This window comes from uncultured Psychrobacillus sp. (assembly GCF_938022135.1).
In the GTDB taxonomy this organism is placed as follows: domain Bacteria; phylum Bacillota; class Bacilli; order Bacillales_A; family Planococcaceae; genus Psychrobacillus.
The window spans coordinates 113,301-124,409 of record NZ_CALIED010000067.1; the positions used below are offsets into that span (position 1 = coordinate 113,301).

At 36.7% G+C, this 11,109-nt stretch carries 13 protein-coding genes and 1 pseudogene; all 14 read left to right on the forward strand.

Going from position 1 to position 11,109, the window contains the following annotated elements; genetic code table 11:
* Positions 1–18: 18 nt before the first annotated feature.
* Positions 19–1,077 (forward strand): annotated as a pseudogene (locus Q0371_RS13585) (putative peptidoglycan glycosyltransferase FtsW); the annotation flags it as partial.
* A 1-nt stretch (position 1,078) separates the two neighbouring features.
* Positions 1,079–1,876, forward strand: coding sequence for an FtsQ-type POTRA domain-containing protein (locus tag Q0371_RS13590; RefSeq protein ID WP_298471956.1), 798 nt, complete (start codon positions 1,079–1,081; stop codon positions 1,874–1,876).
* Positions 1,854–2,573: a DUF881 domain-containing protein gene (locus Q0371_RS13595; protein WP_169358986.1), complete on the forward strand. Its 720-nt coding sequence runs from the start codon at positions 1,854–1,856 to the stop codon at positions 2,571–2,573. The genes Q0371_RS13590 and Q0371_RS13595 overlap by 23 nt, the downstream gene beginning before the upstream one ends.
* Positions 2,574–2,597: 24 nt before the next feature.
* Positions 2,598–3,317, forward strand: a complete 720-nt coding sequence (locus Q0371_RS13600) for a DUF881 domain-containing protein (protein WP_251552940.1) — start codon at positions 2,598–2,600, stop codon at positions 3,315–3,317.
* 2 nt (positions 3,318–3,319) lie between these two features.
* A complete protein-coding gene (locus tag Q0371_RS13605; protein WP_169358988.1) occupies positions 3,320–3,670 on the forward strand; it encodes a small basic family protein in 351 nt (116 codons plus the stop codon).
* A 99-nt stretch (positions 3,671–3,769) separates the two neighbouring features.
* Entirely contained in the window at positions 3,770–5,062 is a 1,293-nt protein-coding gene (gene ftsA, locus Q0371_RS13610; RefSeq protein ID WP_169358989.1) for a cell division protein FtsA, read from the forward strand.
* A gap of 41 nt (positions 5,063–5,103) precedes the next feature.
* Positions 5,104–6,267 carry a cell division protein FtsZ gene (ftsZ, locus tag Q0371_RS13615; protein WP_169358990.1) on the forward strand — a complete coding sequence of 388 codons (1,164 nt, stop codon included), beginning with the start codon at positions 5,104–5,106 and terminating at the stop codon, positions 6,265–6,267.
* Positions 6,268–6,636: 369 nt separating this feature from the next.
* Positions 6,637–7,479 carry a sigma-E processing peptidase SpoIIGA gene (locus Q0371_RS13620; protein ID WP_298471961.1) on the forward strand — a complete coding sequence of 281 codons (843 nt, stop codon included), beginning with the start codon at positions 6,637–6,639 and terminating at the stop codon, positions 7,477–7,479.
* Positions 7,479–8,186: an RNA polymerase sporulation sigma factor SigE gene (gene sigE / locus Q0371_RS13625; RefSeq protein ID WP_240949634.1), complete on the forward strand. Its 708-nt coding sequence runs from the start codon at positions 7,479–7,481 to the stop codon at positions 8,184–8,186. The genes Q0371_RS13620 and sigE overlap by 1 nt, the downstream gene beginning before the upstream one ends.
* Positions 8,187–8,275: 89 nt before the next feature.
* Positions 8,276–9,058 (forward strand): RNA polymerase sporulation sigma factor SigG, encoded by a 783-nt coding sequence (sigG, locus tag Q0371_RS13630; protein WP_169358992.1) that lies wholly within the window; start codon positions 8,276–8,278, stop codon positions 9,056–9,058.
* An 80-nt stretch (positions 9,059–9,138) separates the two neighbouring features.
* Positions 9,139–9,378, forward strand: coding sequence for a YlmC/YmxH family sporulation protein (locus tag Q0371_RS13635; RefSeq protein ID WP_169358993.1), 240 nt, complete (start codon positions 9,139–9,141; stop codon positions 9,376–9,378).
* 74 nt (positions 9,379–9,452) lie between these two features.
* On the forward strand, positions 9,453–10,142 hold the full coding sequence (locus Q0371_RS13640) for a YggS family pyridoxal phosphate-dependent enzyme (RefSeq protein WP_298471963.1): 690 nt from the start codon (positions 9,453–9,455) through the stop codon (positions 10,140–10,142).
* Positions 10,139–10,621: a cell division protein SepF gene (locus Q0371_RS13645; protein WP_169358995.1), complete on the forward strand. Its 483-nt coding sequence runs from the start codon at positions 10,139–10,141 to the stop codon at positions 10,619–10,621. Before Q0371_RS13640 ends, Q0371_RS13645 begins: the two co-directional genes overlap by 4 nt.
* Positions 10,622–10,637: 16 nt before the next feature.
* Positions 10,638–10,898, forward strand: a complete 261-nt coding sequence (locus Q0371_RS13650) for a YggT family protein (RefSeq protein ID WP_298471965.1) — start codon at positions 10,638–10,640, stop codon at positions 10,896–10,898.
* The last annotated feature ends 211 nt before the right edge of the window (positions 10,899–11,109 follow it).

The window sequence follows — 11,109 nt, forward strand, 5'->3', positions numbered from 1 at the left end:
TTACTATTCTTATCGTCTGTATTATTTTTATCAATTATTGGGATTTTGTTTGTGCATTCAGCCGGATCGTATTGGAGCGAGGTTCATTATCAAGGGCAAACGCCTTTCGCTTTGAAACAGAGCTTGTATTTAATAGTTGGGGTGGCAGGAGCATTTTTTATACAAAATAAATCATTTCTCCGCCTTCCCACATTTTGGCACGTTTTATATATCATATCGGTGGTATTGCTTATAGGGGTATTGATTCCTGGTATCGGTGTCGTACGGAATGGTTCACAGAGTTGGATATCTCTTGGTTTTACCAACTTTCAGCCTGCAGAGCTGTCTAAAATTGCTGTGTTAGGCGTGTTGGCTTTAGCTTTAGCAAAGGAACCAAAAAACAAAGGTAAACTATATATGCGTAGCGCACTTCTACTCTTGCTGCCAATAGGCTTAATAATGGTTCAACCAGATTTTGGATCTGCTTTTGTATTAGTTGTAGCAGTATTTATGCTGTTATTTGCTGCAGGACTTCCTTTAAAGTTTTTTTTCGCCATTGGATTATCTGGGGTAATAGGTTTAGCAGCACTAATCATTTCTGCTCCGTATAGGTTAGTTAGGATCCAAGCTTTCTTGGACCCTTGGAAAGACCCTTTAGGTTCTGGATTCCAAGCAATTCAATCACTATTAGCCATTGGTCCAGCTGGTCTATTCGGTTTCGGCTACGGAAATAGTCGCCAAAAGTTTTTATATTTGCCAGAGCCACAGAATGATTTTATCTTCTCCATTTTATTGGAGGAAACGGGATTTATCGGTGGGATAGTTGTAATCTCTGCCTTTGTTGTTTTTTTCACTACTAGCTATATGATGGCTTCCCGTGCGAAGACAAGAGAGGCCCAATTAATGATAGTAGCCTTAACCTCCTTACTTGTTGTACAAACGTTTTTAAATATGGGAGTAGTAACTGGCTTGTTACCTGTCACAGGGGTAACTTTACCATTTATCAGCTATGGCGGGTCATCCTTAGTAATGACCTGGGGGATTATCGGAATCATTTTAAACTTGGCTAATACATCTAGTACAGAAGGGAGGCGGTAGAATGGAAAAAGTCATCGATATCGAAGATCGAATACCTACCTTAAAAGAAAAAAGAAGACGTAGAACAAACAAAAAATTTTCCATTCTACTTTTTCTCTTTGTCTTTACTCTATTGGTCTTGCTTTATTTTCAATCGTCTTATAGTCAGGTACAAAAAATAGAGCTAGATGGGGCTAAGCTTTTCTCCGTGAATCATTACATTGAACAAAGTGGTCTAAAAATTGGAGATTCCATGTGGAGCTTTAAGGAAAAAGACATAGAAAATTCATTGGAGAAAAGTGATTGGGTAGAATCAGTTCAAGTTAAAAGAAAATGGCTATCCAGTGTTCATATCGAAGTTAAAGAATTTAAACAAGTTGGATATGTAGAAAAGGAAAATGCACTTCAAATAATTTTGGAAAATGGTAAGACCATAATTCCAGAAGATGAGATTGTTCCTGTCGAAGGGCCAATCATCGCAGATTTTGAAGATGAAAAAATTCGATTACGTCTTATAAAAGAACTTAAAAAGTTGAATAGTGAAGTGTTATTAACTATCTCTCAAATAAACTACGTCCCTACAGAGAATGATATATACTCTATTCAAGTTTTTATGAATGATGGTAATGAGGTACAAGCTCTAATCCCGTCATTTTCAAGTAAAATGAATTATTATCCGTCGATTATTTCACAAATAAACCCAGATCAAAAAGGAGTAATCGATATGGAGGTAGGGTCATATTTTGAACCCTTTCAAAAGGTTTTAAATGAAACTGAGGGTGAGGAGGCCATTGAGGATGAAGAAGAGGAGTCGTCTTAATGTTCCTTTTCGTGGACGTATTCTTATCTCGCTGGTTAGTTTAGTGTTAGGGTTCATTTTAGCTTATTCCTATAGCATGGCATCTGCAGATAAAGAAATAGAGGGTAATGATAGCTATTCGTTGGAAATACAAAAGTACAGAGAGCAGCTAATAGAACAGAAGGAAATGAATAAGGAATTAACAGAAGAGATAAATAAAAAACAACAGGCTATTAGAGTTTTTGAAAAGTCATTTGTGGATAGCGAAGAAAGCGTGGAAGAGTTAGTAAAGGAGGCTGAAATGCTTCGGTTACTAATGGGAGACATTCCATCTGAGGGGAAAGGCATTTCAATAGCTTTGCAGGATGGTGAGTATAATCCTTCTCAGGAAAACCCAAATGATTACATTGTTCACGAAAGTCATGTATTTAAAGTGATAAATGAGCTAAAAATATCAGGAGCAGAAGCAATTACTATTAATGGACAAAGGCTTCATGCTCAATCTTACATATCGTGTACTGGCCCAGTGATAACCGTCGATGGACGAGCTTTTCCCGCGCCTTTCACAGTTGAAGCCGTAGGTGATCCCAAGGTATTACTAGCATCTGTTAACTTAGGTGGCGGTATTGTAGATCAGCTAACAAACGATAATATCGTAGTCACCGTTGAAGAAAAGAGTAACATCATGATGCCTGCCTTGCGTGGGGACCAAAATTAACAAAGGCAAAGGAGGGCCGAATACATGAAAAAAACCGTCTATATTCGGTTTACTATAATTTTGTTGATCGTTGGTTTCATGATTGCCATTCAATACAATACAGTAAAACAACCAGAAACTCGCGATACGCGTGATGTATGGGAGATTCGCCAAGAGCTTGCCACGGAAACACAGCTGCATTCCGAATTGTTGTCGGAAGTGCGCCTGTTAGAGGAGACAGTTGGCAAGTATGACAATATGGTCAATGAAAGCCCTGAAATAGCTTTAAATGAAACCGTTAAACAATTAAAACAGGATATTGGTATAGCTGATTTTAAAGGTCCAGGACTAACCATAACAATTGAACCCTCTTTAGAGAGTATGATGGTGGGGGAGCAAATAGAAGAAATATCTCCTGATTTATTAATTCGATTAATTAATGAGATTAATCGCTTTAAAGCGGAGGCAGTAGAAGTGGATGGCAAAAGGATTGTATATTCCTCTGCTATACGGGATGTAAACGGCAGGACGACGGTTAATAACCTGACAATAAAAAAGGCCCCCTTCACTATTAAAATTGGCACCTTAACATTAGAAGACGCTAAGAAAATGTATAACCAGCTACAAGCATCTCCTATCGGAGATAATTTTTACATTGATAATCTAAGACTAACTATAGGTGAACCGGAAGATGAGGTTACAATACAAGCCTTTGATCAATCAGTAAATATGGAATTTTTACAAGAAGTGCCAGGGGGAGAATAGTTATGTGGTTGCCGTTTTTAGGATTAATACTTGGAATATCACTTGGCTTAATGACTGATATTCAAATTCCAGAGGTTTATGAAAGCTATTTATCCATTGCTGTTTTAGCTGCACTAGATACTTTGTTTGGAGGAATTAGGGCACAACTTCAACAAGTTTACGATGATAAAGTATTTGTTTCCGGTTTCTTCTTTAATATTGCTTTAGCTGCTGGTCTTGCCTTTCTGGGGGTCCATTTAGGGGTAGATTTATATCTAGCGGCCATCTTTGCTTTCGGTGTTCGACTCTTTCAAAATATAGCTGTGATTCGTCGAATAATATTAACAAAATGGCCTGAGAGAACAAAAAGATAATGTTTTGTGCTATAATTTACTATTTCTTTAGAAAATTTTAGACTTTATAGGTTTTTTACAATAGAATAATAAATAAAGAGTTATTAGGAGGTGCCACGGGTGAATCAATCAGAAATGTACGTATCATTAGATATTGGGTCGTCTTCCATTAAAGTATTAATAGGTGAAATGAGTGATGACTCGCTGCATGTAATAGGAGTAGGAAATGTTAAATCAAACGGTATTAGAAAAGGCACCATTGTTGATATAGATGCAACTGTTCAATCGATTAAAAAAGCCGTTGGTGAGGCTGAAAGAATGATAGGAATGTCTATACATGAAATAGTGTTAGGTATACCCGCTAATTTAGCGAATATACAAAACGTTAAAGGTGTTGTCGCTGTCAATCGAGAGGACAGAGAAATAACAGACGCAGACTTGGACCGCGTATTAGAGTCTGCTCAAGTAATGTCTATTCCTCCTGAAAGAGAGCTAATTAACATTGCTCCCAAACAATTTATCGTGGATCATTTAGAAGAGATAAAAGATCCTCGCGGAATGATTGGAACTCGTCTAGAATTAGACGGTTTAATGATGACGACATCCAAAACGATTTTACATAACGTGTTACGATGTGTGGAAAGAGCAGGCCTTCAAATTAGAGAGATTTATCTTCAACCATTGGCAGCAGGACATTTTGCCTTAACTGAGGATGAAAAAAATCATGGTACTGCCTATATTGATATTGGTGGAGGCTCTACAACCATAGCAATATTCAGAGAAGGTCATTTAGTCAATACTGCTGTTATTCCTGTAGGTGGGGACCATATCACTAAAGATTTATCTATCGTTTTAAAAACCCCTACAGAACAAGCAGAAATGATAAAATTAAAATATGGACATGCCTTTTACGATGATGCGTCGGATGATGAGTTATTCGAAGTACCAGTAATTGGTGCTGATATGAAAGAGCAATATTCTCAACGATATATAGCAGAGATTATTGGCGTACGTCTAGAAGAACTATTTGAGTTAATTCTTGAGGAATTTTACCGTATGGGATTACAAGATCTCCCAGGTGGAGTAGTAATCACAGGTGGAGTTGCTAAACTTGAGGGTATCGGACAATTGGCGAGACACATATTACAATCGCGTGTTCGACTGTACACACCAGATTATATCGGCGTTAGAGAACCACAATATACAACAGCTGTTGGCCTTATAAGATATGCCTATAAAGAAGATCTTTTCTATGGTAAAATTGGCAATAGCCATGCATTATCTCAAATGGCACACAATGAAGTAGTAGCAAGCACTAAAAAACAAAAACAACCACAAAAAAATTCAAACAATGAAAACAAAGAGAGTGCAATGAGTAAGGCGAAGAAACTTTTTGACAAGTTCTTTGAATGAGAAAACTTTATCATAGTTGAAAGAATATAGGAGGCAATAGCATGTTAGAATTTGAAACAAACGAAGATCAATTAGCAATTATTAAAGTTATTGGAGTCGGTGGCGGCGGAAATAACGCAGTAAATCGTATGATTGAACATGGCGTCCAAGGGGTAGACTTTATCGCTGTAAATACAGATGCACAAGCCCTTAACATGTCAAAAGCTGAAGTAAAACTTCAAATTGGTGGTAAACTAACTCGTGGTTTAGGAGCAGGAGCTAACCCAGAGGTAGGTAAAAAAGCAGCTGAAGAAAGTAAAGAATTAATAGAAGAAGCACTAAGAGGTGCAGACATGGTTTTCGTAACCGCGGGAATGGGTGGCGGAACTGGTACAGGAGCAGCTCCTGTAATAGCTCAAATCGCTCGTGACTTAGGTGCTTTGACTGTCGGAGTAGTAACACGTCCATTTACTTTTGAAGGTCGCAAGCGCTCTACACAGGCTGTAGGCGGGATTGGCATGATGAAGGAAGCCGTTGATACACTAATTGTTATTCCTAATGATCGCCTATTGGAGATTGTAGACAAAAATACTCCAATGCTAGAAGCATTTAGAGAAGCTGATAACGTTCTTCGTCAAGGTGTCCAAGGTATCTCTGATTTAATCGCAGTTCCTGGTCTTATTAACTTAGACTTTGCTGATGTTAAGACAATTATGTCTAACAAAGGAGCAGCACTAATGGGGATTGGTATTTCTGCAGGAGAAAATCGAGCAGCAGAAGCAGCTAAAAAGGCTATTTCTAGTCCGTTACTTGAAACTTCGATTGATGGAGCGACAGGTGTATTAATGAATATCACTGGTGGCTCAAATCTTTCCTTATTTGAAGTACAAGAAGCTGCAGACATCGTAGCATCTGCTTCAGATGAAGAAGTTAACATGATCTTTGGTTCGGTTATCAATGATAACTTGAAAGATGAGATTGTAGTAACAGTAATTGCAACCGGTTTTAATGAAGAAGTAATTATGCAAAAACAACCTAGAGGGACAGGCTTTGGAACTGCACGTGCTCAGCAAGCAGCTACTACACAGCGTGAAACTAGAAAAGAAGAGCCACAGTCTCAACCGCAGCCTTCTTATCAGCAGGAACGTCCTGCTCCAACTCATAATCACCAAGATGATGCTTTAGATATACCAACATTTTTAAGAAATCGTAATCGCAGAAACTAATAGGTTAATAGATAAAAAGTAATCTGGTTAATAGCGATTGCTCAGGCTATAGACTTTCAAAGAAATTTGAAATGTCTATAGTCTTTTTTTATTGTTTAGGAAGGCTGAGGAACTGCCTCCTCGATTTCCCATTTGCCTGTCACTCATCCCGCTGGAGCTCCAATCAATAATTGTCTCATTATTTTTCATCTTTTTGTTCTTAGTCTTCGTCTCATCAAAGGTTTATGAAATCGATTCAACTAGTAACGAAAAAAACTCATACCATAATTCTTTCTATAATTTTGTCGTTTAAAAAATTTACTTTTGAACGCTCCTTTGACAAATTTCTTATAAATCGGATGTTAAGCTTTTATCAAAAGGAGGAGAGCTATGTACGCAGAAGTTATGATTGCAACAAACACCTTTTTCAACTATACCGTTTTAGCGTTTGCAAACAGAATTGGTTGGATTGAAAACAAAAAAAGATACCTGCTTCTGTCTGCATTTGTTGCGGGATTGATAACCGTCGTTTTTTCTAATCATTTCATTACGCTATTTTTGACTTTCTTTCTCATGATTGGAATAGCGTTTTGGAAAAAAAGGACACAAATCGTCAAAGCCATTTCATTAACATTACTAGCAAGCATCTTTGCTGGTGGACTACTTACAGCAATTGCCCCAATGTACCATAATGCGAGTAATTCATTCATGATTATCAATTATGCATTAATTGCTACTGGTGGTTTATACCTCCTCACGAAACACGTACTAAGTCTGCATATTTCACAATCGGAAAGAGAACTTATTTATCCTTCTAGCATTAAATTATTCAATCAAACAAAGGAACTTACACTATTTATTGATTCTGGGAACGTCTGTACAGAACCACTTTCTAATGATCCTGTACACTTTATAGCAGCAGAAGCTCTTCGTCCCATTCTTCCAGAACTTCTTTATGATGTGATAAATAGCTGGGATAGCTCACATTATAAAGGTTTGGATATGCTTCCAAAAGAGTATGCGAGTAAGGTTCGTCTAATACCAATTGCAACCGTTCAAAAGGAAAAGTCATGGGTAATTGGCATTAAATTCGATGAATGGGTCGTAAATGATCAACCTTTACCAAAAGGTTACATCGTACTAACGAGAGGTAAGGACAAATTTCCACACGAGGCAGACGGTATCTTACATAGTTCCTCGTACTATCATTTGAAAAAAAGGAGTGCTAAATAATGATATTAAATATGCTACGTCGATTTTATTATTGGATTCTCTCATTTAGAAGAAAAGGAGTCCATTATATTGGTGGAAGTGAATCGTTACCAAAACCATTGACGAGAGATGAGGAACGAGAAATGCTACTAGCTTTCATGGATGGAGATGAGTACGCAAGAGATGTGTTAATCGAAAGAAATTTAAGACTTGTAGTATACATTGCTAGAAGGTTCGATCAAACGAATACAAACATAGAAGATTTAATTAGTATTGGATCCATCGGACTTATAAAAGCGGTAGAGACGTTCAATTTAGATAAAGGCATTAAGTTAGCAACCTATGCTTCAAGATGTATTGAAAACGAAATTCTTATGCATTTGAGAAAAACGAACCGCATGAAATCAGAAGTTTCATTTGATGAGCCTTTAAATTCTGATTCAGATGGTAATGAATTACTGCTTTCCGATATTCTGGGTACAAGTGAAGACCTAATAATAGAGGATGTCGAAAAAAAGCTAGAACGTCAGCATGTTTTTGAAGCGATAAATTTATTGGGAAATAGAGAGAAATATATTATGCAATGTCGTTTTGGGCTTAACGGACAAGAGGAAATGACTCAAAAAGAGGTAGCTGATCATCTTGGAATTTCCCAATCTTATATCTCAAGATTAGAGAAAAAAATAATTTTAGATTTAAAAGAAGTACTGAATGAACCGATTGCCTAATGGGTGAAATTGGATAGCTATGCTCCGAATAATCTTTTAACCGGCGGATAAACTGACTAAGAACTATTAAAAAGTCCGGAGGAAGATCTATGACGAGAACAAAAGTTGAATTATGCGGCATTGACACATCAAAGCTTCCTTTACTAACCCACGAAGAAATGAAAGCATTATTTATTCGCTTACAAGCTGGCGAAGATTCGGTTAAAGATGAATTGGTAATGGGTAATTTAAGATTAGTTTTAAGTCTAGTACAGCGCTTCGCTTATAGAGGCGAGCAAGCAGATGACTTATTCCAAGTAGGTTGCATAGGGCTTATAAAGTCCATTGAAAATTTTGATTTAAAACATAATGTGCGTTTTTCCACATATGCAGTGCCTATGATCATTGGTGAGATAAAAAGACATTTGCGTGACCACCATTCTGTAAGAGTTTCTAGATCATTAAGAGATATTGCTTATAAGGCTATGAAAGCCAAGGAACAATATATTAACGAACATTTGGAAGAACCGACATTAGAGGATTTGTCTAAAATACTTGAGATACCAGTAGAAGATATATTACTATCGCTAGATGCAATTCAAGATCCTGTCTCTCTTCAAGAACCAATTTTCAGTGATGGAGGAGATGCTATTTATATGATGGATCAATTATGTGATAATGATGTATCAGAAGATCAATGGGTTACTTATTTTACGGTAAAAGAGAGTTTTCAAAACTTAGACTCGCGACAAAAGAAAATATTAACGAAAAGAATATACTTTGGTGCGACACAAACCGAAATAGCTACCGACCTGGGTCTCTCGCAGGCTCAAATCTCAAGACTAGAGAAAAGTGCTTTATCTACTATTCAAAATCAGTTAAATCCTAAATAACAATCCTTAACGCTTTTTCTCGTCAGAAAAAGCGTTTTTTTCTATTTTCATGAATATACTATTAAAAAGGAGGGGAACTGTTGAAGTTTTCAGATGCGCAACAAAAAGAAGTCATTGAGGCTAATTCAGGGCAATTACTGGGCTTTATAGTGGATGCAGAAATAGATAAAGAAACAGGTCATATCATTTCCTTTATTGTAGAAACTAATGGGGCATACCCCACATTTTTCAATAAAAAAAGGGAAACGAAAAAAATTAGCGTACAAAATATAGCTGTTATTGGAAAAGATGTAATAATTGTTGCTAAAAACAGAGAATAGGTACTGTTCTTTATTGATAAAACGCCATTTCATTGATACAATGAACAAAACACTAGATGAAGAGTTGGTTTAAAATGTCAAATGTTCATAATAATTTAATTAACATTCAAAAGCATATTGAAGAAGCCTGTGTACGCTCTAATCGAAATTTTGACGATGTAACACTTATTGCTGTTACAAAGGAAGTTTCAGTAGAACGTACGGAGGAAGTTATTCAAAATGAAATATTGCATCTTGGAGAAAACAGACCTGAAGGACTTAAAAGAAAATTAGAAGCTATTTCAGCTAACGTAAAATGGCACTACATAGGCTCATTGCAAACTAGGAAAGTAAAATCGGTAATCAATGAGATAGATTATTTGCACTCCTTAGATCGTAAAAGCTTGGCCGAGGAAATTGAAAAAAGAGCAGACAATGTTAAAAATTGCTTTGTTCAAGTGAATGTTTCTGAGGAACAATCCAAGCATGGTCTATCTATGGAAGAAGCTGAATTGTTTATTGACACTCTTAAAGATTATTCACATATACGTGTAGTCGGTCTAATGACAATGGCACCGAATACGGAAGATAAGGCTTTAATACGAAACGTTTTCCGTAGCTTAAAAGAGCTTCAACTAAGAATTGCTGCAAAACAACTTCCACACGCCCCGTGTATGGAGCTATCCATGGGTATGTCCGGAGATTACGAAATAGCTATTGAAGAGGGAGCTACATTTATACGAATAGGAACAGCATTAGTCGGCAAAGACAAGGAGGATGAATGAGTATGAAGAATTGGGTAAAAAACTTCTTCTATTTAGAAGAGGATGAAGATACTACAACACCTCAGCAACCTAGAACACAAAATCGTGCAGTAGAACCAGAACAAGTACGACAACAGCCAGTAAAATCATCATATCCTAAAGAACGCAAATTTAATGCTGCTCCTAAGGAAACTGCTGCTACGAATCTTGTCAGTATTCAAAATATGCAAAAGTCCTCAAAGGTAATTTTAATTGAACCGAGAGTCTATGCTGAGGCACAAGACATTTCAGAGCATTTAAAGAACAAAAAAGCAGTTATAGTTAATTTACAACGTATTGACAAGGAACAAGGAATTAGAATAATCGACTTTTTAAGTGGAACAGTATATGCTTTAGGTGGAGATATTCAAAGAATAGGAACAGATATATTCTTATGTGCCCCTGATTCGGTAGAAGTAGCGGGCTCAATATCGGATTACTACTACAACGATCTAGATTAATAGAGGAGTTATTATAATGGATTTGATTTTATTTTTATTGGCACAATTAGTACAAATTTACTCATTTGCGTTGATTATTTATATCTTTATGTCATGGGTACCTAATGTGAAAGAATCAGCGGTAGGGCAATTTTTAGGGAGAATATGTGAGCCCTACTTAGAGCCCTTTCGTAAGATTATCCCACCAATAGGTATGATTGATATTTCACCGATTGTTGCTATATTTGTTCTTAATATAGCTATGAGAGGGATTATATCTCTAGGTCATTACATTTAACCTCACATTTGTGAGGTTTTTTTAAAATATATTATTTATTCTTGCCCCCTCGGGTTAAATAAAGACAAGCAATTTAACTAAACTAAAAGGCTATGTTAAAGGTTATGGTTGATTTATGATGCAAAAAAATCTTAGATCAGAGAGTAGAATTGATTGTTCGCACCAGCCGGACGCTTTCCTCGGGGTGAGCGATAAGCCATCACCCATCGCT

Excerpts from the sequence above, each read along its gene's own strand:
- Q0371_RS13595 (WP_169358986.1), top strand. The coding sequence starts at position 1,854 with ATGAAGAAGAGGAGTCGTCTTAATGTTCCTTTTCGTGGACGTATTCTT.
- Q0371_RS13620 (WP_298471961.1), top strand. The coding sequence starts at position 6,637 with ATGTACGCAGAAGTTATGATTGCAACAAACACCTTTTTCAACTATACC.
- Q0371_RS13640 (WP_298471963.1), top strand. The coding sequence starts at position 9,453 with ATGTCAAATGTTCATAATAATTTAATTAACATTCAAAAGCATATTGAA.
- sigE (WP_240949634.1), top strand. The coding sequence starts at position 7,479 with ATGATATTAAATATGCTACGTCGATTTTATTATTGGATTCTCTCATTT.
- Q0371_RS13605 (WP_169358988.1), top strand. The coding sequence starts at position 3,320 with ATGTGGTTGCCGTTTTTAGGATTAATACTTGGAATATCACTTGGCTTA.
- sigG (WP_169358992.1), top strand. The coding sequence starts at position 8,276 with ATGACGAGAACAAAAGTTGAATTATGCGGCATTGACACATCAAAGCTT.
- Q0371_RS13645 (WP_169358995.1), top strand. The coding sequence starts at position 10,139 with ATGAGTATGAAGAATTGGGTAAAAAACTTCTTCTATTTAGAAGAGGAT.
- ftsZ (WP_169358990.1), top strand. The coding sequence starts at position 5,104 with ATGTTAGAATTTGAAACAAACGAAGATCAATTAGCAATTATTAAAGTT.
- Q0371_RS13600 (WP_251552940.1), top strand. The coding sequence starts at position 2,598 with ATGAAAAAAACCGTCTATATTCGGTTTACTATAATTTTGTTGATCGTT.
- Q0371_RS13590 (WP_298471956.1), top strand. The coding sequence starts at position 1,079 with ATGGAAAAAGTCATCGATATCGAAGATCGAATACCTACCTTAAAAGAA.
- Q0371_RS13650 (WP_298471965.1), top strand. The coding sequence starts at position 10,638 with ATGGATTTGATTTTATTTTTATTGGCACAATTAGTACAAATTTACTCA.